We start from the raw sequence: 24,404 nt of genomic DNA on the forward strand, positions 1-24,404 counted from the left end.
GGTTCGGTAATTGAACCGTCCCTACAACAGTTGGGGCCGAGTATTGCCTCGCTGCTATCGACATTACCGAACCGTAATTTTTTCACCGCCCCGGCGCACCTATACTGCGCTCGATTCGCGCATTCCGGCCACCGGCCGATCCGTGCAGCGGCCGCCGCGCCGCCGCCTCGCCGCGCATCTTCCCATTCCACCTCCAACCAAGACCGCACCACGACCATCATGCACGACCTGAGCGATATTGCCGACTGGCTGCAGAGCCACGCCATCCATCACGAATCGGCGGTGCACGACACGCTGCCGGACCCGGTGTTCCGGGTCAACGGCGAGGCGGCCGTCTCCTTCAGCACCAACAATTATCTGGCGCTGGCCAATCACCCGCGCCTGGTGAGCGCCGCCAAGGCCGGCCTTGATCGCTATGGCGTCGGCAACTGCGAGTCGCGCCTGCTGGGCGGCGACCTGCCGGTGTACCGCGAACTGGAGCGCCGCCTGGGCGCCCTCAAGCACAAGACCGATGCGGTGCTGTTCGTCACCGGCTACATGACGAATATCGGCGTGCTGTCGACGCTGACCAAGGCCGGCATACTGGCGCGCCTGCACGGCTTCCGTCCGAAGAAGCGGCGCAAGTACGCCTACTTCACGGACGAGTACAACCACATCAGCATCCGCGAAGGCATCCTGATGTCGGGCGCCGAGCGCCATACCTACCGCCATGCCGACATGGACCACCTGGAATCGCTGCTCAAGGCCGCCGACGGGATCAGCCCGATCATCGTCAGCGACGGTGTGTTCAGCATGGAGGGGACGATCGCGCCGCTGCCGGAACTGACCCAGCTGGCCGAGCGCTACGGCGCGATCCTGTACATCGACGACGCCCACGCGACCGGCGTGCTGGGTGCGAACGGCGGCGGCACCTCCGAGCACTTCGGCTGCTACAGCCCCACCATCATGCAGATGGGCACGCTGAGCAAGGCACTCGGCGCGATCGGCGGCTTCGTCGCCCTCGACAGCGAAATGGCCGACGTGCTGCGCCTGACCAGTTCGGCCTACGGCTTCACCTGCCCGCCGCCGCCCGACCAGGCCAACGCCCTGCTGGCCGCACTCGACCTCCTGGAAGAAGAGCCGCAGCGCCGTGCGCGCCTGTGGGACAACCAGCGCTACTTCGTCCAGCGCATGCGCCCGCTCGGCTACGAGCTGACCTCGACCGCCACGCCGATCGTACCGGTCCTGATCGGCGACGCCGCGCGCTGCCAGCACTTCGCGCGCGAATTGCGGGCCGAGGGCGTGCACGTCGACGCGATCCAGTTCCCGGCGGTGCCGGTGGGCCAGGCGCGCCTGCGCTTCATGCTGAACGCAGGCCACACCCGGGCCCAGATCGATCACGTGGTCGACGTGATGGCGCGTTTGAGCGCCTGATCTTTCTGCCGGCCGGAGCCCCGGCCGGCAAAATACGGATAGGCCAGCGGCAGCAGCAGCAGGGTGAACAGCGTCGCCGAGACGATGCCGCCGACGATCACGACAGCGAACGGGCGCTGGGTTTCCGAGCCGATCCCGTGCGACAGGGCCGCCGGCAGCAGGCCCAGGCCCGCCATCAGGGCCGTCATCAGGATCGGGCGCAGGCGCCCGACCGCTCCTTCCACCGCGCTCGGCCAGGGCGCCGTTCCCGCGCGCGTCACCTCGACGATCTGCTCGACCAGGATCACGCCGTTCTGCACCGAGATGCCGGCCACGGCGATCAGTCCGACCGCCGCCGAAATCGAGAAATGCAGCCCGGCCAGCGCCAGTCCGGCCACCGCGCCGATCAGCGTGAACGGCACGATCGCCAGCACCAGCAGCGCCTTGGGCACCGAACGGAAGGCGCCGAACAGCAGCGCGAAGATCAGGAAGGCGGTCAGCGGCACGATGATGCGCAGGCGCTGCAGGGCGCGCTGCTGGTTCTCGAACTGGCCGCCCCAGGCGATCCGGTAGCCCGGCGGCAGCTTGAGCTGCTCGGCCACCTTCTGCTGCGCTTCGGCCACGAAGCTGCCCTGGTCGCGTCCGAGCAGGTTGGCCTTGACCGAGGCGTTGCGCTCGCCGCCTTCGCGGCTGATGCGGGCGGCGCCCTGGCGCGTTCCGATGCGGGCGACGTCGGCCAGCCGCACGCTGCCGGCCGCACCGGGCAGGCTGACCTGCAGCGCGCCGATGCCTTCCAGCGAATCGCGGTTCTTCTCGTCCAGGCGCAAGCTCAGGTCGAAGCGGCGGTCGCCTTCATAGAACTGGCCGACCGCGATGCCGCCCAGCGCGGCCTGGATCGCGGCGTTGACGTCCGATACGTTGAGCCCAAGGCGCGCGATGCGCTCGCGGTCGATGACGATATCCAGCTCGCTCTGGCCGCCGATACGCACCGCCTCGACATCGGCGGCGCCGGGAATCGCCCGCAGGATCGCCGCCACCTGTTCCGCCTTGCGGCCCAGTACCGCGAGGTCCGGTCCGTACAGCTTGACCGCGATCTCGCCCTTCACGCCGGACAGGGCTTCTTCGACATTGTCCTCGATGACCTGGGAAAAATTCGTCGGCACGCCAGGCAAGGCGTGGATGCGCCGCGAGATGTCCGCGACCAGCGCTTCCTTGTCGGCGAAGCGCCAGTCCTGGTGCGGCTGCAGGTCGGCCAGGATCTCCATGTTGTTCGGTCCTTTCGGATCGGTGCCGTCGTCGGGCCGGCCGACGTGCGACACGATGTTGCCGACCTCGGGATAGGACTGCAGGATGGCGCGCACCCGGCGTTCGATGTCGCGCGTGGTCTCGAGCGCGCTGGAGGTCGGCAGCTCGATGGTCAGCCACAGGTTGCCTTCGTCCAGCTTGGGCAGGAACTCGCTGCCCAGCAGGGGCGCCAGCGCCAGCGTCAGGCCCAGCAACGCGGCGGAGGCGCCGAACACCGCAAACCGGCGCCGATGGGCGCGCAGCAGGAATGCGCGATAGGCCTCCTGCAGCCGCGGAAGCCAGGCATTCGGCCGCTCGCGCAGCGGGCTGGCGCGGTGGGCCCAGGCCAGCAGCACCGGCAGCAGGGTCATGGTCAGCAGCAGGGCGCCCAGCATCGCAAAGCTCAGCGTGAAGGCGACCGGGGCGAAGATCTTGCCTTCGACACGCTGGAAGGTATAGATCGGGATGAAGGCGACGATGATCACGGCCTTGGCGAACAGGATCGGCTGGCCCAGTCCGGCCACCGTGTCCCGGACCGCCGCGTCGGCGGCTGGCGGGTGCGCTGCGCGCGCCTGCAGGTGCAGCCGCACCAGCAGTGCCTCGACCAGCACCACGGCGCTGTCGATGATGATGCCGAAGTCGACCGCGCCGAGCGAGATCAGGTTGGCCGGGATGCCGCGCGCGTCGAGCACGATAAAGGCGCACAGCAGCGACAGTGGGATCACGGCGGCCACGATCAGCGCGGCGCGCCAGTTGCCGAGGAAGATCACCAGGATCGCGATCACCAGCAGCGCGCCGACCACCAGGTTGTCGGCCACGGTATGCACGGTATGCCCGATCAGGTCGCTGCGATCGTAGATGGTGCGGATGCGCACGCCCGGCGGCAGGCGCGTGCCGAGACGCTCCACCGCCTGCTTGACCTGGGCCACGACCTTGGCGGCGTTCGCGCCTTTGCTCATCTGGACGATGCCTTCGACCACGCTGTCCTGGCGGTTGAAGGCGACGATGCCGGAGCGCGGGCTGTGGCCGATGGAGACCCGGCCCAGGTCCGACACCAGCACCGTGCGGCCATTGCTGGCGCTGACCACGGCGCGACCGATGTCCTCGATCCCTGCGAAGATGCCGATGCCGCGCACCACCAGGGCCTCGTCGCCGCGGCGTACCAGGCCGCCGCCGACGTTGGCGCTGGCGTTGGCCAGGGCTTGGCGTACCTGTTCCAGGGTGAGGCCGTAGCGGTTCAGTGCCAGCGGATCGACCAGCACCTGGTACTCCTTGACCGTGCCGCCGAAGCTCACCACGTCCGCCACGCCGGGCACCGAGCGCAGCGCCGGGCGCAACACCCAGTCCTGCAGCGCCCTGGCGTCGTTCTCGGGCATGTCGGCCGGGACCTGCAGCACATAGCGGAACACTTCGCCGACCGCGGTGCTGAGCGGTGCCAGGGCCGGCTGCACGCCGGCCGGCAAGGTCACGTTCTGCAGCCTTTCCAGCACCTGCTGGCGCGCGAAATAATCGTCGGTGCCGTCGGCGAAGGTGAGCGTAACCACCGACAGGCCGCCGATGCTCACCGAACGCAGCTGGGTCTGGCGCGGCACGCCGCTCAGTTCGCGCTCGATCGGCAGGGTCAGGACCCGCTCCACTTCTTCAGCCGCCTGCCCGGGCAACTGGGTCACCACCTGCACCTGTACGTCCTGGACGTCGGGGAAGGCTTCGATCGGCAGGTCGTCCAGCGCATGCCAGCCGTACGCGGCCAGGCAGGCGGTCAGGAACAGCACCGCCACCCGCTGGCGCAGCACCAGGTCGATGAACTTAGCCAGCATGGTTCGACGCCTCCGCGTTGAGCAGCAGCGCGCCCTCGGTCACGACCAGCTCGTTTGAATGGAGGCCGGCGTCGACATAGCTGCGTGCGGCGCCGCCGAGCGCGACGCGCACGCGCCGCTTCTCGAAGCTGCCGTGCCCGCGCTCCACGAACACGTAGGTGTACAGGCCTTCGGTCACCAGCGCGGTGTTCGGGACCGGCACTGCCTCGGCCTTGCCGTCCGCGGCCACGAAGGCGATGCGGGCGAACATGTCGGGCCTCAGGCGCCCGTCCGGGTTGTCCAGCTCGCAGCGTACCTGCACGCGCCGCGTGACCGGATCGAGCGCGACCCCGATGCGGCCGATGCGGCCGCGGAAAGTCCGTCCCGGGAAGGCCTCGGTTTCCACCAGCACCGGCTGGCCGGGGCGCAGGCCGGCGGCCACGCCCTCGGGCACGTCGGCGATCGCCCACACGTGGCGCAAGTCGCTGATCACCAGCAGCGGATTGGCCTGGTCCGGCCGCACTTCCTGGCCGATGTTGAGCTGCCGGTCGGCCACCACGCCGGCGATCGGCGCGCGCAGCCCGAAGCGGCCGTCGACCTTGCCGTGCGCGTGCAGGTTGCCGATGCGCTGGCGCGCGCGGCGCGCCTCGGCGTCGGCCTGGCGGTAATCGGCCTGTGCGTTCTCGAAGTCCTTGCGGGCCAGGACGTCGGCATCGACCAGCATGCGGGTACGCGCCAGTGCCAGGCGCTTGCGCTCCTCGTCGGCGGCGGCCTTGCGCTCGTCGGCCTGGGCGCCGGCCAGGTCGGGCGAATCGAGTTCGGCCAGCAGCTGCCCGGCGCGCACGCTGTCGCCGACTTCGACCCGCTGGGCCGTCACCCGGCCCTGTACCGGCGAAGCGATACGGCTGGTGAGGTTCTCGTCGTAGGCGATGCGGCCGGCCACCGGCTCGGCCACCGGCAGGGCCTGCGCGCCGACCTGGACGATGCGGAGGAAGGATAGCTGGGTCGAGGCGTCGGGCAGGCTGAACAGCTGGTCCTGGCCGGCGCGCGGCGCCGCCTGGGTCCGTGCCGGCGGCACCGCTTTCGCAGCGGGGCGCATCGCGTACCAGCCGAGGCCGGCGGCGAGCAGGGCGAGCGCCAGCGGCGCGAGGAGTGTCCGGGTCTTCATCATGGGTGCTCTCGTGACAGGGCGGCGTCGAGCGCCGCCAGGGATTTGGCGAAATCGGCATGCGCCGCAAGCGCATCGAGCTGGGCCGCGCGATAGGCGCGGCGCACGTCCAGCACGTCCATCACGCCGGCGGCGCCGTGCGCGAAGGCGAATTCGGCCGCCTCGGCGGCCTTGCGCGCGGCCGGCAGGATCTCGCCGTCGTAGCGCTCGACGCGCCGGGCTCCGGCCTCGGCCTGGGCGCGGGCCTTGCCGATGTCGGCGCGGGCGTTCTGCCGCACCTTGGCCAGGTTCTCGCTAGCGGCATCGAGCGCGGCGGCGGCGCTGCGGATCTCGCCCTGCATGGCGTAGCGCACGAACAGCGGCACCTGGACCGACACGCCGATGCTGTTGCCGCTGCCCTGCGGATTGGCGGCGCTGGCCGGATAGTGGTCGAGCTGGACGCCGACCGTCACGTCGCGCGTGCGTCCCGCCAGCGCCAGCTCGTGCGACGCCTGGGCGGCCCGTACCCGCGCCCGCGCGGCGGCGACATCGGCGCGTGCTTCGAGCGCGGCATCGAGCGCGGCGGCGGCGGACGCCGGCAGGGCGGCGGGCCAGGCATCGGCCGCGCTCAGGCCGCCCGCGTCGTCCAGGCCGAGCAGCAGGGCCAGCGCGCGCCGGGCCTGGTCGAGGTCGGCTGCGGCATCGTCGGCATCGTTGTGCACGCGCAGGGTGTCGGTGCGCAGGCGCGCGGTGTCGCCACCGGCGAGGTCGCCGGCGCGGCGGCGCGTCTCGGCCGCCTGCATCGCGTGGTCGGCCAGGGCCGCGGCCTCGAGGGTGAGCGTGGCCCGCTGCTGCGCCGCCAGCAAGTCGTAATAGGCGCCGGCGACTTCGCGCCGCAGCAGGCGCCGGCTATCCGCCAGGTCGGCCCGTGCCGCATGCTCCAGCTGCTCGGCGGCGGCGGTGCGCAGGCGCCGCTTGCCGCCGCGTTCGATCAGCTGGTCGATGCGCACCGCGCTGTCGACCGTCTTGGCGCGCAGCGGGCCGGAGCCGATGCCGGCTGCCGGGTTGATGTTCATGGTCTGCAGCGTCAGCGTGGGATTGGGCGCGGCGGCGGCGCTGGTCACGGACGCGGCTGCGCTGTCGACCGCGATCGCGGCCGCTTTCAGGTCGTGGTTGCGCTGGCCGGCCAGCGCCAGCGCCTCGTCGAGATGCAGGCTCTGGGCACTGGCGGCGCCGGCCGCCAGGCAGCAGGCCAAGGCCAGCATGATGGTGTGCGGGACGCCTTGCATGGCCGGCCTCATCGGTCCTGTGCCGGCGCGGACAGCCGCCGTTCGACGCGTGCCAGCCGGTGCTCGCCGCAGTTCTCCGGCCACAGCTCGACCTCGTCGCCCGGCTGCAGCGCCAGGCCTTCGGGCAGCGTGGCGACCGTGTTACGGTGCAGGCGAACGACGCGGTAGCGCACGCGGGCATAGGCGTGGCCGGCCTGCCAGTTCCAGCCGGCGGGAGCGCAGTCGCGCGCTTCGGCTTCGGCCGCCTGCGGGCTCAGGACCTCGAGTACCCTGGCGCGGCGCGCGCCGTGGTCCCAGTCGATCTCGCCGTGTCCCAGGGGCTGGGTGCACGATGCCAGGAAACTGCAGGCAAGGATGCCGATGAAGGTGTGGCCGATACGCATGCTATCCTCGATGAAAGAAGGCGCGCGGAAGGATCGCGCTGGAAAGCTGTGCATGATAGGCGGGCGAAAGCGGATGAAAATTACGATCGCGTAATCATTACGAAGGCGTAATTTGGGCGGCCGCGTCCGTTGGGGAGACCCCCACCTTACCGAACCGTAATCCCGGCAGGCCCGGACTCCCTTATACTGCAGTGTGCTGGAGCCTGCCGCCCCGGCATCATCACTTTCCTATTCCCATGCCACATTGCCTCGTTATCGAAGATGACGCCGAAACCCGCGACTACCTGCGCGCCGGTCTCGAGTCCGCCGGCTATGCCGTGCTTGCACTCGACAACGGCAGCGACGGCATCATCCAGTTGCGCGAACGGCGCTGGGACATCGTGATCCTGGACCGGATGCTGCCGGGCCAGGTCGACGGCATCGGCATCCTCGAGCAGATGCGTGCGCGCGGCGACATGACGCCGGTGCTGATCCTGAGTGCCCTGAACAGCGTGGACGAGCGCGTGCGCGGCCTGCGCGCCGGCAGCGACGACTACCTGGCCAAGCCCTTCGTCATGTCCGAACTGCTGGCGCGGGTCGCCAACCTGACGCGCCGGGCGACCTGGTCGCGCGAGGTGAGCCAGCTGCAGGTGGCCGACCTGCAGCTCGACCTGCGCACCAGCCGGGCCACCCGCCGGGGTGTCGCCATCAACCTGCAGCCGCGCGAGTTCCGCCTGCTCGAATACCTGATGCGCCACGAGGGGCAGATCGTGACCCGCACCATGCTGCTCGAAGGCGTCTGGGACTATCATTTCGACCCGCAGACCAACGTGATCGACGTCCAGATCAGCCGCCTGCGCAGCAAGATCGACAAGGATTTCGACCCGCCGCTGATCCACACCGTGCGTGGCGCCGGCTACGTGCTGAGCGCCTCCGGCTATGGTCCGGCTGCGCCTTAGCCTGCGCGGTTCGATCGTCGCCCGGCTGGCGGTCGGTTACGGCTTGCTGGTTGCGCTGTCGGTGGCGGCCCTGTCGACCATTTTCTACGTCGGCACGGTGGGCGTGTTCGAGCACTCGATGGACAACAAGATCCAGGCCATTGCGCAGCGCCTGGCCGGGACCTGGCAGGCGGAAGGCGATGCCGGCCTGGAACGCCAGATCGACCTGCAACTGCATGACCGGATCGACAGCGACACCGAACTCGTCGGCCTGGTCGACGGAGCAGGGCGGATTCTGGCGGGCAACCTGCCGGCATGGCACCAAACGCCGCCGGGCCAGCTGGTTTTCGAAGAGATGCGCCGAAGCAAAGGCGTCGTCTCGGTGCGCCTGCTGGCCGTTCCGCTCGGAGGCGGCAGGCGGCTGGTGGTCGGCCGCGACCTGAGCGAACTGGACGCGATTCGCGAGGTGATCGAGCGTGCGCTCCTGATCAGCTCGACGGTATCCCTGTTGCTGGCTTTTGCGGGTGCCCAGCTGTTCCGGCGCCTGATCGAGGCCCGTATCGGGCGCATCCGGCGCACCGCCGCGCGCATCGCCGCCGGCGAACTGTCGAGCCGGATCGCGGTGCAGGGCAACGATGAGTTTGCGCGCCTCGGCACCGACATCAACCAGATGCTCGATCGCATCGAGTCGCTGATGGAAGGGGTGCGCCATGTGTCGAACTCGATCGCGCACGACTTGCGCACGCCCCTGGGCCGGGTCCGCAGCAGGCTGGAACGGGCGCTCGACGCCGCTGCCGAGCCGCAGGCGCTGGTCGGCGACGCCCGCCTGGCGATCGAGGAGATCGACAGCCTGATCGGCCTGTTCGACAAGCTGCTGCAGATCGCGGCCGCCGAAAGCGGCGTGCGCACCCGTTCGTTCGGGCTGCTGGACATCGCCGCCATCGCACGCGACATGGTCGAGCTGTACGAAGCCGCCGCCGAGGAGCAGGGGATGGTGCTGCGCTACACCGGCGTGGAGGCGCTGAGCGTGCGCGGCGACCGCGACCTGCTGGCGACCGCGCTGGCCAGCCTGATCGACAATGCCATCAAGTACGCACGGTCCGGCACCCATGTCGACATCGCGGTGCACGGCGGCCAGGTCGACACCGTGGTGTCGGTGCGCGACTACGGCCCGGGCGTGCCGGAAGCCGATATCGCCCGGGTATGCGAACGCTTCTACCGGGTCGACCAGAGCCGCCACCTGCCGGGCAACGGCCTTGGACTGTCGATCGTGACCGCCATCGCGCAACTGCACGGCGCCAGCCTGAGGCTGCGCAACGCCGGGCCGGGCCTGGAGGTCAGCGTGGTATTCCCGCCCGCTAGCTGAACCTTTCAAAACCGTAATCCTGTGCCGGTTCGTGCGCGCACGCAAAGCGGGCATACTCTTGCGATGCGAAAAAACCTCGAACGCCACATGCGCGAGTTCTGGATCGCACGCGGGGCGATCCTGGTCACGGCCGCGCTCAACGCGGTGCTGATCAATCATCTGACCATGTTCCCGTGGTGGCTGGCCTCCGTGGTCGAGGTAGCGCTGCTGGCACCGCTGTCGGTCGCCACCGCCTGGAACCATAGCCAAATGCGCCATGCCACCAGCGAGCATCACTGGCTCCGCATCCATCATCACCGGCGAATGATCCGCCGCGCCGCGATCGTGCTGACCGCCATCATCACGCTCATCAACTTCCAGTCGCTGTACGTCGTGCTCCACGCGCTTTTATATGGGGCAAAAGGGACGACCGGGCAAAGCCTGCTGATCGACGCACTGAACATCTGGTTCACCAACGTCGTCGTGTTCGCGCTATGGTTCTGGAACATCGACCGCGGCGGGCCGGCGGTGCGCACCTTCGTGAAACAGCCGGTGGCGGACTTCCTGTTTCCGCAGATGGGTTCAGACTTACCGGGAAGCGAGGAGTGGACGCCCGGATTTTTCGATTATGTGTTCGTGTCGTTCACCAACGCGACCGCATTTTCACCGACCGACACGCTGCCGCTGACGGGCCGCGTCAAGGTCCTTTTCATGGTGGAGGCGAGCGCGTCGCTGCTGACCGTCGGCCTGGTGGCGGCACGCGCCGTGAACATACTGGCATAAACATGGACGACGACTACGACATCCCCACGCCCCACGAACATGCGGTCGAGGAGGCCGCCGAACGGGACAACGACCGCCTGGCGCAGAAAGTCGCGCTGATGACGGCGATCCTGTCGACGGTCGGGGCGCTCATCAATTACCAGAGCGGGAACGCGCAGACCGAAGCGATGTTCCTGAAAAACGAAAGCATCCTGAAGCAGACCCAGGCCAGCGACCAGTGGGCCTACTACCAGGCCAGGTCGACCAAGGCGCACATTGCCGACGCCGCGGCGGCACTGGCCACCGTGCCGGCGGTCAGTGAGCGCTTCATCGCCGAACGCGACAAGGAAAACCGCGAACGGGCCGAGGTGCAGCGCACAGCGGCGAGGCTGGAGGCGGAGTCGCGCAAGCTGGCGGCCGAATCCGACGCCAAGCTGCGGCCGCACGAGCGGCTTGCCCTGGCGCTCAGTTGTGTCCAGATCGCCGTCGCACTGGCGGCCATTACCGTGCTGACGCGCCGCCGCTGGCTGCTATGGGGTGTGGGGCTGGCTGCGCTGGTGGGACTCGGCGCGGCGGTCTCGGCTTTTGTCGTATCTTGATTTTTTAAAGGAGAAGTGTAATGAAGAAAATGTCTCTCGCCGTCATCCTGGGCCTGCTGATGGCTGGTCCCGTGCTGGCGCAAACCACCGTCCCGAATCCGGTCGCGCCGGCGCCGACAGGCACGGCGGCCAAAGCGGGCACAACGGGCACAACGGGCATAACGACCAAGGCCGGCAAAGCGGCCCCTGCCGCGGCCACGCCTGCGCCTGGCGGCGGTGCCGGCAAGGTATGGGTCAACACCTCCAGCAAGGTGTACCACTGCGAGGGCGACAAATACTACGGCAAGACCAAGAAAGGCGAGTACATGCCGGAAGCCGACGCCAAGGCCAAGGGCTTCCATGGCCCGCACGGCAAGTCCTGCGCGGCATGAACTGACAAGCCTCAAAGATGACAGGACTGTAACCCTCGCGTGAATTGTGCGCGGCTAGAATCGCACCGTGTATGTACGGGCGATGTCGACGCCGCGCATGTTTTTTCGCGTCATGGGGACTGGATGGAAATCGAGCAATTAAAGAAGGACCGGCCTGTCGTCGCAGCATCCGATATGCCCGGGGTGCGGCAGGTTCCGCAGGCGCCCGGTTCCAGGCCGGAGAGCGGCCAGCGTTTCGTGCTTGCCGCCAGGACCTGGACCTTCGTCTGCTTCGTCCTCTTGTATGCGCTGCCTGGACTGATCGGCCACGAGCCGTGGAAACAGGACGAAACCTATATCGCGGAGATCGTGCGCAGCATGTCGGCCACGGGCGACTTGGTGGTGCCGACGATGGCGGGCGAAACCTTCATGGAAAAGCCGCCGCTGTATTACTGGGCGGCGGCCGCGATCGCCAAGTGCCTTGCGCCCATCCTTCCGCTGGCCGACGGCGCGCGCCTGGCGAGCGGCCTGTTCGTGCTGCTGGCGTGCGCCGCGGTCGCCCGTTGCGGGCGCCGCTGGCGGGGCCCGGAGTTCGGCCGCACCGCCGTGTTCGTCCTGCTGGCTTGCCTGGGACTCGAAGCCTATGCCCACCTGATGCTGACCGACCTGGCCCTGCTCGCCGGCGTGGCGATCGGCCTTGCGGGCCTGCCGCGCTGGCAGCAGCGGCCGGTGGCGAGCGGATGCGAAATCGGCACCGGGGTCGGCATCGGTTTTCTCGCGAAAGGCTTGTTGGCGCCCGGGATCTTTGCCCTGACCGCGCTCCTGCTGCCGCTCGTTTTCAGCCGCTGGCGCCGGCAGGCCTACCTGCGTACCGTGCTGGCGGCGCTGGCCGCCGCGCTGCCCTGGCTGCTGATCTGGCCCGCGGTCCTGTACGTCCGCTCGCCGGCGCTGTTCGCCGATTGGTTCTGGCTGAACAATATCGGGCGTTTCGTCGGCTTTTCCGTTCCCGAACTGGGCGCCCCCCACGACGACGGCTTCTGGCTGCGGAATCTCTGGTGGATCACCCTGCCGGCGGTGCCGCTGGCCCTGCTGTCCCTCTGGCGCGAACGGCAAGCCCTGCGCACCAAGGAACTGCTGCAGGCATGCGTACTCATGAGCATCGTGGTGCTGGTGGTGCTGGTCTTTTCCGCGTCCGCGCGCGGCGGCTATGCGCTGCCCTTGCTGATACCCCTGTCCCTGCTGGGCGCCGCCAGCGCCGTGTCGCTCGGGCCGCGCGCCGAGCGCGTCTGGCGCTGGTCCGGGCAGCTGGTCTTTGGCAGCATCGCCGCGCTGGTGTGGCTGGCGTGGGGATACATCATGTTTTCGAATAATCCGCTGCACCTGGACGCCGTCTACGCCCAGCTGGCGCCCAGTCCCGACCGGCGCCTCCATGCCGCCGCACTCGCAGGCTGCGCGGTCGCGACCGTGGCGGCACTGGCACTGATGTTCTGGCGCAAACCGCGGCAGGCCGCGCTCCAGACCTGGGCGGTCGGACTCGCACTCTGCTGGCTCCTGCTGGCGGGCCTGTTCGTTCCATGGGGCGACCAGGTCAAGTCGTACAGGCAGGTTTTCGCATCGATGCGCCCGGCCTTGCCATCCTCCGCCGGCTGCATTGCCAGCGAGGGACTGCAGGAAAGCGAACGCGCGATGCTGCGCTACTATGAAGGCGTGACCACGCAAAGGCTGGAGCTGCTGCCGCGCGCCGATTGCCGCCTGCTCCTGGTGGAGGATGCACGCGGCCAGACGCCGCACCGCGTCGACAGCCGCACCTGGGTCGTGATCTGGGAGGGCGCGCGGCCGGCCGACGACCAGGAACGGTTCCGGCTGTACCGGCGCCGTCCCTGAACGTCCGCCTGGCTCAAGCGACGGCGACGGCCGCCGACAGACGCGGCGCGGCGGAAGCTGCCTGGCGGGTGCCGGCCTGCGCCAGACGGAAGCCGCGCATCAGCTGATCGAGGCGTGCCGACTGTTCCTGCATGCTGGTCGCCGCCGCGGCGGCCTCTTCGACCAGCGCCGCGTTCTGCTGGGTCGTCTGGTCCATCTGCGTGATCGCCGCGTTGACCTGGTCGATGCCGGCACTCTGTTCGCGGCTGGCCGCGGTGATCTCGGCCATGATGTCGGTCACGCGCGCCACGCTGGCGACGACTTCCTCGATCGTGGCGCCGGCCTGCTGCACCAGCGCCGTGCCGGTATTCACCTGGGCGACCGAGTCGCCGATCAGGGCCTTGATCTCCCTGGCCGCGGTTGCCGAGCGCTGCGCCAGGTTGCGCACTTCGGAGGCCACGACGGCGAAGCCGCGGCCCTGTTCGCCGGCGCGCGCGGCCTCGACCGCCGCGTTCAGCGCCAGGATATTGGTCTGGAAGGCGATGCCGTCGATGACGCCGATGATGTCGACGATCTTGCGCGAGGCGCCGTCGATGGCACCCATCGTGGCGACCACCTGGCCGACGATCTCGCCGCCGCGCGTGGCGACCTGCGACGCCGCCTGGGCCATCTGGTTGGCCTGGTTGGCATTGTCCGCGTTGTGGCGCACGGTCGAGGTCAGTTCTTCCATCGACGCCGCGGTTTCTTCCAGCGCGCTGGCTTGCTGTTCGGTGCGCGCCGACAGGTCGAGGTTGCCGCTGGCGATTTCGGTGGAGCCGGCGGCGATCGTCCGCGTGCCTTCCTGCACCTCGTGCACCACCTTGGCCAGTCCGTCGTTCATCGACTGCATCGCGCGCAGCAGGTCGCCGATCTCGTCGCCGCGTCCATGGTCGAACGAGCCGGTGAGGTCGCCGGCGGCCACCGTCTCGGCCACCTGCACCGCGCGCGACAGGGGACGGATGATGCTGCGCGTGATCGTCACCGCGGCAAATGCGCCCAGCACGATCATCAGGCCGTTCAGCAGCAGCACGAGCCGCGCCCGTTCGTCATACATGGCACGGCTGGCGTGCGTCATCTGGTCGATGGTGCGGCGCTGGATCGCAAGCAGGTCCTGCAGCGCGGTCGAATAGGCCTGGGCGGCCGGGGCGAAGCCCTCGTCGTAGCGGCGCTCGGCGGTGACGCTGTCGCCGGCCTTCTTCGCATCCATGACTTCGACCTTGGCCGCCTGGTACCTGGCGCGCAGCGCCTGCACCTTCTTGAGCTGGTCTTTTTCTTCCGGCGAGTCGAGCAGGGGTTCGACCCGCTTGATGATCTCGGTGCTGCGGGTGACGCTGTCGGCGATGTCCTTGGCGAACACGGCGCTCAGGGTGTTGTCGGTGCTGCGCGCGATCAGCGAAGTACGGACGATGGCGGAATAGGTATTCACGTTCCAGTCCGATACCAGGCGTTCCTTGGTCAGCGGGACCGCCAGCATCTTTTCGGTCGCCTCGGCGTTGGCACGCGCGGCCAACAGGGCGGAAGCGGTGGCGATCGTGGCGAGCACCAGGATCAGCGTGAACGCGATGGTCAAGCGGCTGCCGATGCGCACCTGGCGTAAGAAGTACTTCATCATCTCCATATTCCTCTTGGTATAAACGAATAATTTTTTTGAATACCCAGGGTAAGTATGGAGTAAGAACTTGCAGTATGGAAAGAAGATTCCGCGCTGCCGATGGGGGGTGTCGTAAATCCGCACCGTTCAGGCGCAGCCGAGGATGTCCGCCAACTCGGCCAGCGATTCCGCCGCCACGTCCCAATCCTCGTCGGCGCGCAGGTCCGTGTCCTGGTCCGGTCCGTACTCATGCGGCCGGAGCACGAACACGGTGTGCATCCCCAGGGCGCGCGCCGCCCGCAGGTCGCCGTTGTGCGCGGCCACCATTGCCGCCTGTCCCGGTGCGAATCCGGCCGCTTCCAGCGATGCGAGGTAGGTCGCGGGCTGCGGCTTGTAGGTGTGCGAGATTTCCGCGCCCAGGATCGCATCCCAGGGCAGGCCGCCGAAGCGCGCCAGTTGCAGCATCCCGGCGATATGGCCGTTCGAGATCGGGGCGATGGCAAAGCGGCGCTTCAGGCGCGCCAGCCCCGCCACGGCGTCGGGCCACGGGTCCAGCCTGTCCCAGGCCCGCGTCAGGTCCGCCAGGTCCTGCTCGGGAATGTCGTCCACCGCCACGCCGTGCGAGGCGAGCAGCCGTTCGAGATTCTCGCGCTGCAGGATGTCGAGCCTGGCCCAGGGCCGCGCGCCCGAACGCACTTGTTCCATCGATGGCTGGTACAGCGCGCGCCAGGCGTTGGCGAAGGCGAAGGGATCGAGTTCGATGTCGTAGCGTTCCAGGAAGGGCGCGGCGGCGCGCGCCACGCCCGAGCGCCAGTCGACGACCGTGCCGAACACGTCGAAGCCGAGGAAGCCCACCTGCTGGAGTTTGCAGCTCATGCGCGCCTCGCCGTGATGGATGCCCCCGGCATCAATCACCCCTGCGCGCCGGCCGCCAGCGCCACGATCGTGCGCGCCAGGCCCTGCACCACGCGCGCCGTGCTGTCGTAGTCGAGCTTGTCCGGCGTGTCTTCCGCAGTGTGATAGTAGGGATAGCGCATGAAGGCAGTGTCCGTGATCATGATGGCGGGATAGCCGAAGCGGTTGTAGGAAGAGTGATCCGACAGTGTCACGCCCTGCACGTAGGCCGGCGCCGCCAGGCCGTGGGCGGGGAAGTCGGAGGCGGCGCGGAAGGCGGACAGGGCGTCCTGCACCAGGCGCGAGGATGCGATCGTGCCGACGAAGGCGATGAAATTGCCGGTATCCGGAAAGCGCTTCTGCATGCCGGGCGGCAACTGCTGGCTGTGGCGCTGCTGCGTGTACCAGCCGATGGTTTCCAGTACCAGCGCGCCCTCGACGTTCTGGCCCTCTTCATGCAATTGGCGGGCGTGCTGCAGGCTGCCCATCTCCTCGCCCTTGAACCAGGGCGGTTCCTCGTTGACGAAGAAGACGAACTTCACTTCGGTGCCCTGGCTGGGGCGCATGTCCTTGAGCAGGCGCGACAGCTCCAGCACGGCGGCGGTGCCGCTGCCGTTGTCGTTTGCGCCGGGCGCGCCCGGCGCGGAGTCGTAATGGGCGCCGACGATGAAGATACGCGCCGGCTTGGTATGCGGCGCGACGTTGGAGACGGATACCTCGATGTTGCGCACCATCTGCCCGCCGGCCCGGTATTCCTGGCGCCGGATCGGGTAGCCTTCCGCCTTCAGGACGTCCTCGATGTAGCGCGCCGCCTGATCGAGTTCGGCCGGCGTGGTAGTGTTGTGCTCGCTGGAAGCGATGGCCGTCACGTGGGCGCGCAGGCGCGCCGCCAGCGGCAGCTCGGGCGCCGCCGCGCCTGGGTCGACGCTCACCATTGCCAGCAGCACCAGAACGACGATGGCGGCAATGGATTTCCAGTGTTCACGTAGAAAGCTGCGCATGAGATGGAGACGGAGCAAAAAGAAACCGGGGCCGTCCTGCGATTCCATCATACCGAAATCACAGCACGGCCCCGGTTCAGGGCCCAATCGTGCGCGTACTTAGCGTGAAGCGGTCGCGCCGGCGTTGCCCGGCTCGCTCCAGCCGCCGCCCAGCACGCGGTACAGCGTTACCTGGTTCTGCAGGCGCGCCAGGTTCGCTTCGATCGCCTGCTGCTGGGCGGTGAACAGCGAACGCTGGGCGTCCAGCAGGTCGAGGTAGCTGGCGGTGCCGTTGCGGTAGCGCAGGTCCGACAGGTTGAAGCGGTCGGCTTCGGCCGCCGCCACCGCCTGCTGGGCGCGCAGCTGCTCGCTGAACGTGGCCTGGCCGGCGAGGGCGTCCGAGACTTCGCGGAACGCGGTCTGGATCGATTTCTCGTAGCGGGCCACCGCGATGTCGCGGCCGGCGCGGGCACTCTCGACGCCGGCGCGGCGGGCGCCGAAGTCGAACAGCGGCAGGATCGCCTGCGGCGCGAAGGTCCAGCCGAAGGAACCGCCCTTGAACAGGCCCGACAGCTGGGGGCTGGCGCTGCCCGCGCTGCCAGTTAGCGAGATGCGCGGGAAGTAGTTCGCGCGCGCCGCGCCAATGTCGGCATTGGCCGCGATCAGCTGCTGCTCGGCGGCGCGGATGTCCGGACGCGAGATCAGCAGGTCGGAGGGCAGGCCGGCCGGCAGGTCGGGCAGGTTCGTGCTTGCCAGGGTCCCGCCTGCCGGCAGGGTGTCCGGGATCGTCTGGCCGACCAGCAGGGTCAGCGCATTCGCATCCTGGGCGCGCAGGCGCTGCTGCTGGGCCAGCACGGTGCGGGCCTGTTCGACCAGCGACACGGCCTGCTGCAGGTCGAGCTTGGAGATCACGCCGTTCTCGAAGCGCAGCTGGCTCAGGCGCAGCGATTCCTCGCGCGTCTTGAGGGTCTGCTGGGTCAGGGCCAGCAGCTCGTCGTCGGCCAGCAGGGACAGGTAGGCGTTGGCCACCGTGGCGATCAGGCTGATCTGCGCCGTCTTGCGCGCTTCCTCGGTCGCCAGGTATTGGGCCAGCGCCGCATCGCTCAGGTTGCGCACGCGGCCAAACAGGTCCAGCTCGAAGGCCGTGACCGACAGGCCGGCCTGGTACACGCTGCTGACCGGGGCGTCGCCGCGGGTGGACTGGCGGCTGCCGGTGACGGCCGCATTCAGCGCCGGGAAGCGTGCCGCCTGCTGGATCTGGAAGGCCGCGCGCGCCTGCTCGATGTTGAGGATCGAGACGCGCAGGTCGCGGTTGTTCTCCAGTGCCAGCTGGATCAGCTGCTGCAGGCGGGCATCCGCGAAGAAGCGCTGCCAGGCGATGTTGGCCGGGGCGTCATTCGCCACCGGGTTGCCGCTGGAGACGGTGCCGGCCACCGTCGGGAAGCTGCCGGCCACCGGCGCGGCCGGGCGCTCGTACTTGGGCGCCAGGTTCACGCAGCCGGCCAGGACCAGGGACAAGCTCAGGGGAAGCAGGGTAGTGAGTCGTTTCATGTCGCTCATCAGATTTTTTCGTTGATGACAGTGGTGTCTTCTTCATGCGCGTACATCTTGCGCGAGCGCTCGCTGCCCTTGAAGAAACTGCGGATCACCACGAAGAACACCGGCACGAACAACACGCCCAGTGCCGTTGCCGTGATCATGCCGCCCATCACGCCGGTACCGATGGCGCGCTGCGAAGCCGCGCCGGCGCCGCTGGCGATCACCAGTGGCAGCACGCCAAGGATGAAGGCCAGCGAGGTCATGACGATCGGGCGGAAGCGCAGGTGGGCCGCCTGCAGCGCCGCCTCGAACGGCGATTTGCCCTGCGCCTGCAGGTCCTTCGCGAATTCCACGATCAGGATCGCGTTCTTCGCCGCCAGGCCGATCACGGTGATCAGGCCGACCTTGAAGTAGACGTCGTTCGGCATGCCGCGCATGGTCGCGGCCAGCAGCGAGCCGAGCACGCCCAGCGGCACCACCAGCAGCACCGAGACCGGGATCGACCAGCTTTCATACAGCGCGGCCAGGGCCAGGAACACGGCCAGCAGCGCGAAGCCGATCAGCACGAACACGGTCGAGCCGGACAGGATTTCCTCGCGCGACTGGCCGGTCCATTCGTAGGCGAAGCCGGCCGGCAGCTTGGCCGCCAGGGTCTGCATCTCCTGCAGCGCGTCGCCCGACGAATAGCCCGGCTTCGGCTCGCCAGTGATGCTCATTGCCGGATAGCCGTTGTAGCGGGTGGTCTGCTGCGGACCGTTGATCCACTTGGTGGACGCAAATGCCGACAGCGGCACCGGCTGGCCCTTGTTGTTCATCGCGTTCAGGCGCAACAGGTCTTCCGGCTGCATGCGGTCCTTGGCGTCGGCCTGCACCACCACGCGCTGGAGGCGGCCGGCGTTCGGGAAGTCGTTCACGTAGCTCGAACCCAGCGAAGTCGAGATCGCGGTGTTGATCGCATCGAAGCTCACGCCCAGGGCCTGCGCCTTGTCGCGGTCGATTTCGAGCTGCAGCTGCGGGGCGTCTTCCAGGCCTTCCGGACGGATGCCGGTCAGGACCGGGGATTTCATCGCCATGCCCAGCATCTGGTTACGCGCCTGCAGCAGGGCCGCATGGCCGAGGCCGCCGCGGTCCTGCAGACGGAACGAGAAGCCGGCGCCGCGGCCCAGTTCCGGGATCGGCGGCGGGCTCACCACGAAGATGAAGGCGTCGCGCAACGCGCCCAGGTGCATCGTGATGCGGCCGGCCAGGCTCTGTGCGTCCGAACCTTTCTCCTTGCGCTCGTCCCAGGACTTCAGCGGGATGAACGCCAGGCCCATGTTCTGGCCCTGGCCCGAGAACGAGAAGCCGGTCACGGACACCATGTCGGCCACTTCCGGCTGCTTCAGCACGTAGTCTTCCATCGCATGCAGCACGGCGTCGGTGCGCTGGGCGGTGGCGCCCGGCGGCAGCTGGATGTTGGCGATGATGTAGCCCTGGTCCTCGTTCGGCAGGAAGGAGTTCGGCATCTTCGAGAAGATCAGGCCGACCAGGCCGATCAGCAGCACGAACACGACCAGCGCGCGGCCGCTGCGGCGCAGGATCTTGCCCACGAAGCCTTCATAGCGCTTGGCGCCAGTGCTGAAGGTGCGGTTGAACCAGCCGAAGAAGCCGCGCTTCTCCATGTGGTGGCCGGCTTCCACCGGTTTCAGCAGGTGCGCGCACAGCGCCGGGGTCAGCGACAGCGCCAGGAAGGCCGAGAACGCGATCGAGGACACCATCACCGCCGAGAACTGGCGGTAGATGTTGCCGACCGAGCCGGCGAAGAAGGCCAGCGGCACGAACACCGAGATCAGCACCACGGTCACGCCGATGATCGCGCCCGAGATCTGGCCCATCGCCTTGCGGGTCGCCAGCAAGGGTGGCAAGCCTTCCTCGGACATGATGCGCTCGACGTTCTCCACCACCACGATGGCGTCGTCGACCACGATACCGATCACCAGCACCATGCCGAACATGGTCAGCACGTTGATCGAGAAGCCCAGCGCGAGCAGGGTGGCGAACGAGCCGAGCAGGGCGATCGGCACCACGATGGTCGGGATCACGGTGTAGCGGATGTTCTGCAGGAACACGTACATCACGATGAACACCAGGATCACTGCCTCGATCAGGGTTTCCACGACCTGCTTGATCGAAATCTGAATGAACTTGGTCGAGTCGTACGGGATCGCGTACTTCATGCCGTGCGGGAAGTACTTCTGCAGCTCGGCCATGCGGGCCTTGATCAGGTTCGCGGTTTCCAGCGCGTTACCGGTCGGCGACAGCTGCACGCCGATACCGCTGGACGGCTTGCCGTTCAGGCGGGCCGAGGTCGTGTAGGCCTGGCCGCCGATCTCGATGCGGGCCACGTCCTTCAGGCGGACGGTGGAGCCGTCCGGGTTCGCGCGCAGCACGATGTTGCCGAACTGCTCGACGTTCGACAGCTGGCCGGTCACCACCACGGTGGCGGTGATCTGCTGGCCGAGGTTCAGCGGCAGGTCGCCGATGGTGCCGGAGGCCACCTGGGCGTTCTGGGTGCGGATCGCGTTGTTGACGTCGGCGGCCGACAGCTTGAAGCCGACCAGCTTGGCCGGATCGATCCAGATGCGCATCGCCTTCTCGGTGCCGAACAGCTGGGCCTGGCCCACGCCCTTGATCCGCTGGATCTCGGGCAGCACGTTACGCGAGGCGTAGTCGCCCAGCGCGATCGGGTCCCAGTTCGGGTCGTCCGACGAGATAATGGTGAACAGCAGGAAGTTCGAGCGGGCCTTGTCGACGCGCACGCCCTGCTGGGTCACGGCCGCCGGCAGGCGCGGGGTCGCGCGTGACAGGCGGTTCTGGACGTCGACCTGGGCCAGGTCGGGATCGGTGCCGGTCTCGAACGAGATCGTGATGGAGCCGGTGCCGTTGGCCTGGCTGGTCGACTCCATGTAGACCATGCCGGGGGAACCGTTCATCTCGCGCTCGATCACGGAGATGACCGAGTCCTCGAGGGTCTGTGCCGAGGCGCCCGGGTAGGCGACGCTGACGACGATCGACGGCGGCGCCACGGTCGGGTATTGCGCGATCGGCAGCTGCTTGATGGCGACGCCGCCAAGCACCATGATGAATAGCGCGATCACCCAGGCGAAAATTGGGCGGTCAATAAAAAAACGAGCCATTGGGAATCCTGTTTCTAACGGTTGCTCTTGCTCGCCTTACTGGCGGGTATTTCCCGTGCCGGCGGCGGCGCCGGCGACCGGCGAACCGGCCTTCGGCGTGTCGGCGGTGCGGCTGGCGGCGGCGGCGTTGGCGCCGGCGGCGTTCGGTTGGGCTGCGGGCGCACCCGCGGCGGCCGGCGCGCTGGCGGCGTTTTGCGGAGTCCAGGCCACCGGCTGCACCGGGGTGCCCGGCGGCAGCATCTGCAGCTTCTGGAAACCGTCGACCATCACTTTCTCGCCTTCCTTCAGGCCACTGGTGACGACCCAGTTCTCGCCTTGCTGCGAAGCGATCTTGACGGTGCGCGGGACCGGCTTGTTGTCCGCGCCGACCACCATCACGGTGTCGCCGGTCTGGCCGCCGCGGGTCACGGCCTGCTGCGGCACCAGGATGCCGTTCGGCAGTTCGGACTGGGCTAGGCGCACGCGCACGTACTGGCCCGGCAGCAGGGCGCTGTCCGGGTTCGCGACCTGGGCGCGCAGGGTGATCTGGCCGCTGCTCGGGTCGACGGTTACGTCGGAGAACAGCAGCTTGCCCTTGCGGCCCAGTTCGCTACCATCGTCGAGGATCACCGACACCGGGATCGCCGAATCGATGCCGCGGCCGCCGGCGCTCTTGCGCAGGCGCTGCAGTTCGGCGGCCGACTGGGTGATGTTCAGGTAGACGTTGTCGGTCTGCTGGATCAGCGCCATCTGGGTCGCCTCGGTGGCGGACACCAGCGCGCCTTCGGTCACCAGGGCACGGCCGATGCGGCCCGAGATCGGGGCATAGACGTTGGCGTAGCCATAGTTGATCTGGGCGATGCGCAGCTGCGCCTTGGCGGCGTTGACGTCGGCCTCGCCCTGCTTGGCGGCGGCGACGGCATTGGTGAACTCCTGCTTGCTGACCGCGTTGGCTTCGACCAGCGGCTTGTAGCGCTCGACGGTGGCTGCCGCCGAGGCCTGGGTCGCCTGGGCGCGGCCGAGCGCGGCCTGGGCGCTGTTGACCTGTGCCTGGTACGGTTCCGGATCGATCTGGAACAGGGATTGGCCCTGCTTGACCATGCTACCCTCCGTGAACAGGCGCTTGAGGACGACGCCGTTGACGCGGGCGCGAACTTCGGCCACGCGGATGGCTTCGACGCGGGCCGGCAGCTCGGTCTCAAGGGCAACCTGCTGGAATTTGGTCGTGATCACGCCGACTTGCGGCGTCGGCATCTTGGCGCCGGCGCCGGGTCCGGCCTGGGCGGCATCCTTGGAGCCGCAGCCCGACAGCAGGGCCAGGGCGGTCAGGGTGCACGCGGCGATCCTGGTCAGATTCATGGTAGAGGGGTGGGCAGAGCGCATTAAGTGCTTCCTTCTGTTGGAAAAAAGGACAAAACCGCCCTGCGGCAGCTACGCTGGCACCGCACAACGATTCGTCACTGGCGTTTAGGTAAACAGGGATATACTATCACGAGTGTATGTTTAATGTTTTCCGACTACCGAAAAATGGAGAGGCGCCGATGGCCCGCAGAACCAAAGAAGAGGCCGCTGCCACGCGAGACAGCATCCTGGATGCTGCTGAGAAATTGTTTGTCGAACAGGGTGTCTCCCGGACGACCTTGCAGCATATCGCAACCGAGGCCGGCGTGACGCGCGGTGCGATCTACTGGCATTTCGATGACAAGGGCGCACTGTTCAACGCGATGATGGAGCGTGCCACGCTGCCGCTGGAGGCCGAGCTGCAGGTACTGGACCAGGCGGAGTCGGCCGATCCGCTGTCCGACCTGCGCGAGTACGTGCTGGCGGTGCTGCGCCGCACGGTCGAGGATCCGGCGGCGCGGCGCGTGTTCGAGATTGCCACGCTCAAAGTCGAATTCGTCGACGAGTTGGACGAGGTGCGCTGCCGCCGCCAGCATAACCTGAACCAGTGGATGGCGCGCGCCGAGCGGCGCATCAAGCTGGCCGCCGACCACGGGCTGATCGGCAAGGGGATCGATCCGGCCATGGTGGCGCTGGCGATGTGGACCATGGTCGACGGGCTGATCCGCAACTGGATGTTCGCGCCGCAGAGCTTCGACCTGCTCGCGGTGGGGAAGTGCGTGATCGATCCGTATATGGATGGCTTGCGGGCGGGGCGCTAGGCGCCGGCCGGCGCCGGATGCGCGTCCTGAACCCCAGGCGCTTCTTCGCCGGCTTCTTCCCGCAGCATCCCGATCAAGCCCGCCAGCGCCAGCGAGGCCCGCCCCCGCCACACCAAATGCGTGCGGTTCGCCGCGATCCGCTTCGGCAGCTTGTGCTCCCTGATCTTGTCGGCCGCCTGCAGCGCGCCCAGCACGCTCTTCGGCACCACGGCAAAGCCGGTGCCGGCCGCGACGCAGGCGATCATGCCCTGATAGGAGCCGAATTCCAGCACCCGTTCCGCGATCACGTTCTCGCTGCCGAGCCAGTCGTCGAGGCGCCGGCGGTAGGAGCAGCCGTTGGCGAAGGCGATCATGGTCAGGCGGCCGAGATCCTTCGCGCCATGGATCGCCTCGATGCCGCGCGGCGTGATCAGCACCAGCTCTTCGCGGAACACCGGCAGCGATTCCAGCTCCGGCGCCGTGAACGGCTCGGACACGAAGGCCGCCTCGATCTCGACATTCCGGACGCGGTGCAGCAGGGCGCTCGTGGTTCCGGTAACCAGTTCCACCACCACGCCCGGATGCGCGGCGTGGTAGCGCGAGAGGATGGGCGCGAGGCGGCTGCCGGCCGTGCTTTCCAGCGAGCCGAGCCGGAATACGCCCTGCGGCTTGCCGGTGCGCAGCTCGTTGACCGCTTCGTCGGCCAGGCGCAGCAGACGTGTGGCATAGTTCAGCAGCGTCGTGCCCTCGGCCGTCAGGCTGAGCGTGCGGCCGTCGCGCCGGAACAGGCGCACGCCAAGATACTCTTCCAGTTGCCGGATGCGGGTGGTGACGTTGGACGGCACGCGGTGCAGCTTTTCGGCGGCCCGGTTCACGCCGCCTTCGCTGACGACGGTGCGGAAGATCAGCAGGGCTTCCAGGTCGATCGTTCTCATGGC

Annotated in this window: 19 protein-coding genes; 8 read left to right on the forward strand and 11 right to left on the reverse strand. The window is 68.2% G+C overall.

What is annotated here, in order from left to right; translation table 11 throughout:
- Positions 1–219: 219 nt before the first annotated feature.
- A complete protein-coding gene (locus ACI48D_RS00090) occupies positions 220–1,413 on the forward strand; it encodes an aminotransferase class I/II-fold pyridoxal phosphate-dependent enzyme (protein ID WP_435569163.1) in 1,194 nt (397 codons plus the stop codon).
- Here the strand turns inward: ACI48D_RS00090 and ACI48D_RS00095 are convergent.
- Genes ACI48D_RS00095 through ACI48D_RS00110 form a run of 4 tightly spaced genes read right to left on the reverse strand, consistent with a single transcriptional unit; the run spans position 1,377 to position 7,291 of the window.
- Entirely contained in the window at positions 1,377–4,493 is a 3,117-nt protein-coding gene (locus ACI48D_RS00095) for an efflux RND transporter permease subunit (protein WP_435569164.1), read from the reverse strand. The genes ACI48D_RS00090 and ACI48D_RS00095 overlap by 37 nt on opposite strands.
- Positions 4,483–5,643: an efflux RND transporter periplasmic adaptor subunit gene (locus tag ACI48D_RS00100; RefSeq protein ID WP_435569165.1), complete on the reverse strand. Its 1,161-nt coding sequence runs from the start codon at positions 5,641–5,643 to the stop codon at positions 4,483–4,485. The genes ACI48D_RS00095 and ACI48D_RS00100 overlap by 11 nt, the downstream gene beginning before the upstream one ends.
- Positions 5,640–6,908: a TolC family protein gene (locus ACI48D_RS00105; RefSeq protein WP_435569166.1), complete on the reverse strand. Its 1,269-nt coding sequence runs from the start codon at positions 6,906–6,908 to the stop codon at positions 5,640–5,642. Before ACI48D_RS00105 ends, ACI48D_RS00100 begins: the two co-directional genes overlap by 4 nt.
- Before the next feature lie 8 nt (positions 6,909–6,916).
- Positions 6,917–7,291 (reverse strand): hypothetical protein, encoded by a 375-nt coding sequence (locus ACI48D_RS00110; RefSeq protein ID WP_435569167.1) that lies wholly within the window; start codon positions 7,289–7,291, stop codon positions 6,917–6,919.
- A 236-nt stretch (positions 7,292–7,527) separates the two neighbouring features.
- Between ACI48D_RS00110 and ACI48D_RS00115 the strand changes: the two genes are divergently transcribed.
- The 6 genes from ACI48D_RS00115 to ACI48D_RS00140 all read left to right on the forward strand — a co-directional run bounded on the left by ACI48D_RS00115 (position 7,528) and on the right by ACI48D_RS00140 (position 13,148).
- Positions 7,528–8,229, forward strand: coding sequence for a winged helix-turn-helix domain-containing protein (locus ACI48D_RS00115; RefSeq protein ID WP_435569168.1), 702 nt, complete (start codon positions 7,528–7,530; stop codon positions 8,227–8,229).
- Positions 8,210–9,574, forward strand: coding sequence for an ATP-binding protein (locus ACI48D_RS00120; protein WP_435569169.1), 1,365 nt, complete (start codon positions 8,210–8,212; stop codon positions 9,572–9,574). The genes ACI48D_RS00115 and ACI48D_RS00120 overlap by 20 nt, the downstream gene beginning before the upstream one ends.
- 87 nt (positions 9,575–9,661) lie before the next feature.
- Complete coding sequence (locus tag ACI48D_RS00125) at positions 9,662–10,336, forward strand: hypothetical protein (protein ID WP_435569170.1); 675 nt, start codon at positions 9,662–9,664, stop codon at positions 10,334–10,336.
- A gap of 2 nt (positions 10,337–10,338) precedes the next feature.
- Positions 10,339–10,914 (forward strand): DUF4337 domain-containing protein, encoded by a 576-nt coding sequence (locus ACI48D_RS00130; protein ID WP_435569171.1) that lies wholly within the window; start codon positions 10,339–10,341, stop codon positions 10,912–10,914.
- Between the two features lie 20 nt (positions 10,915–10,934).
- The gene (locus tag ACI48D_RS00135; protein WP_435569172.1) at positions 10,935–11,285 is read left to right on the forward strand and encodes a hypothetical protein; all 351 of its coding nucleotides are present in this window, start codon (positions 10,935–10,937) and stop codon (positions 11,283–11,285) included.
- A 183-nt stretch (positions 11,286–11,468) separates the two neighbouring features.
- Positions 11,469–13,148 carry an ArnT family glycosyltransferase gene (locus ACI48D_RS00140; protein WP_435569173.1) on the forward strand — a complete coding sequence of 560 codons (1,680 nt, stop codon included), beginning with the start codon at positions 11,469–11,471 and terminating at the stop codon, positions 13,146–13,148.
- A 13-nt stretch (positions 13,149–13,161) separates the two neighbouring features.
- On the opposite strand, the gene ACI48D_RS00145 is transcribed toward ACI48D_RS00140, so the two are convergent.
- From ACI48D_RS00145 to ACI48D_RS00170, 6 genes are all read right to left on the reverse strand, one after another.
- A complete protein-coding gene (locus tag ACI48D_RS00145; RefSeq protein WP_435569174.1) occupies positions 13,162–14,778 on the reverse strand; it encodes a methyl-accepting chemotaxis protein in 1,617 nt (538 codons plus the stop codon).
- A gap of 126 nt (positions 14,779–14,904) precedes the next feature.
- The gene (locus ACI48D_RS00150; protein WP_435569175.1) at positions 14,905–15,633 is read right to left on the reverse strand and encodes a haloacid dehalogenase type II; all 729 of its coding nucleotides are present in this window, start codon (positions 15,631–15,633) and stop codon (positions 14,905–14,907) included.
- A 35-nt stretch (positions 15,634–15,668) separates the two neighbouring features.
- Entirely contained in the window at positions 15,669–16,652 is a 984-nt protein-coding gene (locus tag ACI48D_RS00155; RefSeq protein WP_435569176.1) for a M28 family peptidase, read from the reverse strand.
- Positions 16,653–16,751: 99 nt separating this feature from the next.
- Positions 16,752–18,182: an efflux transporter outer membrane subunit gene (locus tag ACI48D_RS00160; protein WP_435569177.1), complete on the reverse strand. Its 1,431-nt coding sequence runs from the start codon at positions 18,180–18,182 to the stop codon at positions 16,752–16,754.
- A gap of 8 nt (positions 18,183–18,190) precedes the next feature.
- Positions 18,191–21,346: an efflux RND transporter permease subunit gene (locus tag ACI48D_RS00165; RefSeq protein WP_435569178.1), complete on the reverse strand. Its 3,156-nt coding sequence runs from the start codon at positions 21,344–21,346 to the stop codon at positions 18,191–18,193.
- 36 nt (positions 21,347–21,382) lie between these two features.
- Positions 21,383–22,684: an efflux RND transporter periplasmic adaptor subunit gene (locus ACI48D_RS00170; protein ID WP_435569179.1), complete on the reverse strand. Its 1,302-nt coding sequence runs from the start codon at positions 22,682–22,684 to the stop codon at positions 21,383–21,385.
- Between the two features lie 182 nt (positions 22,685–22,866).
- On the opposite strand from ACI48D_RS00170, the gene ACI48D_RS00175 reads away from it, so the two are divergent.
- Positions 22,867–23,487, forward strand: coding sequence for a TetR family transcriptional regulator (locus ACI48D_RS00175; RefSeq protein ID WP_435569180.1), 621 nt, complete (start codon positions 22,867–22,869; stop codon positions 23,485–23,487).
- On the opposite strand, the gene ACI48D_RS00180 is transcribed toward ACI48D_RS00175, so the two are convergent.
- A complete protein-coding gene (locus ACI48D_RS00180) occupies positions 23,484–24,401 on the reverse strand; it encodes a LysR substrate-binding domain-containing protein (protein WP_435569181.1) in 918 nt (305 codons plus the stop codon). The two genes, ACI48D_RS00175 and ACI48D_RS00180, sit on opposite strands and share 4 nt — an antisense overlap.
- Positions 24,402–24,404 lie beyond the last annotated feature (3 nt).

Source organism: Massilia sp. LXY-6 (genome assembly GCF_051233485.1).
Taxonomy (GTDB): domain Bacteria; phylum Pseudomonadota; class Gammaproteobacteria; order Burkholderiales; family Burkholderiaceae_D; genus Telluria.

Bases quoted from the DNA above. Each gene is read 5' to 3' on its own strand.
- ACI48D_RS00090 (WP_435569163.1), top strand. From the start codon at position 220: ATGCACGACCTGAGCGATATTGCCGACTGGCTGCAGAGCCACGCCATC.
- ACI48D_RS00095 (WP_435569164.1), bottom strand. From the start codon at position 4,493: ATGCTGGCTAAGTTCATCGACCTGGTGCTGCGCCAGCGGGTGGCGGTG.
- ACI48D_RS00100 (WP_435569165.1), bottom strand. From the start codon at position 5,643: ATGATGAAGACCCGGACACTCCTCGCGCCGCTGGCGCTCGCCCTGCTC.
- ACI48D_RS00105 (WP_435569166.1), bottom strand. From the start codon at position 6,908: ATGCAAGGCGTCCCGCACACCATCATGCTGGCCTTGGCCTGCTGCCTG.
- ACI48D_RS00110 (WP_435569167.1), bottom strand. From the start codon at position 7,291: ATGCGTATCGGCCACACCTTCATCGGCATCCTTGCCTGCAGTTTCCTG.
- ACI48D_RS00115 (WP_435569168.1), top strand. From the start codon at position 7,528: ATGCCACATTGCCTCGTTATCGAAGATGACGCCGAAACCCGCGACTAC.
- ACI48D_RS00120 (WP_435569169.1), top strand. From the start codon at position 8,210: ATGGTCCGGCTGCGCCTTAGCCTGCGCGGTTCGATCGTCGCCCGGCTG.
- ACI48D_RS00125 (WP_435569170.1), top strand. From the start codon at position 9,662: ATGCGCGAGTTCTGGATCGCACGCGGGGCGATCCTGGTCACGGCCGCG.
- ACI48D_RS00130 (WP_435569171.1), top strand. From the start codon at position 10,339: ATGGACGACGACTACGACATCCCCACGCCCCACGAACATGCGGTCGAG.
- ACI48D_RS00135 (WP_435569172.1), top strand. From the start codon at position 10,935: ATGAAGAAAATGTCTCTCGCCGTCATCCTGGGCCTGCTGATGGCTGGT.
- ACI48D_RS00145 (WP_435569174.1), bottom strand. From the start codon at position 14,778: ATGATGAAGTACTTCTTACGCCAGGTGCGCATCGGCAGCCGCTTGACC.
- ACI48D_RS00150 (WP_435569175.1), bottom strand. From the start codon at position 15,633: ATGAGCTGCAAACTCCAGCAGGTGGGCTTCCTCGGCTTCGACGTGTTC.
- ACI48D_RS00155 (WP_435569176.1), bottom strand. From the start codon at position 16,652: ATGCGCAGCTTTCTACGTGAACACTGGAAATCCATTGCCGCCATCGTC.
- ACI48D_RS00160 (WP_435569177.1), bottom strand. From the start codon at position 18,182: ATGAAACGACTCACTACCCTGCTTCCCCTGAGCTTGTCCCTGGTCCTG.
- ACI48D_RS00165 (WP_435569178.1), bottom strand. From the start codon at position 21,346: ATGGCTCGTTTTTTTATTGACCGCCCAATTTTCGCCTGGGTGATCGCG.
- ACI48D_RS00170 (WP_435569179.1), bottom strand. From the start codon at position 22,684: ATGAATCTGACCAGGATCGCCGCGTGCACCCTGACCGCCCTGGCCCTG.
- ACI48D_RS00175 (WP_435569180.1), top strand. From the start codon at position 22,867: ATGGCCCGCAGAACCAAAGAAGAGGCCGCTGCCACGCGAGACAGCATC.
- ACI48D_RS00180 (WP_435569181.1), bottom strand. From the start codon at position 24,401: ATGAGAACGATCGACCTGGAAGCCCTGCTGATCTTCCGCACCGTCGTC.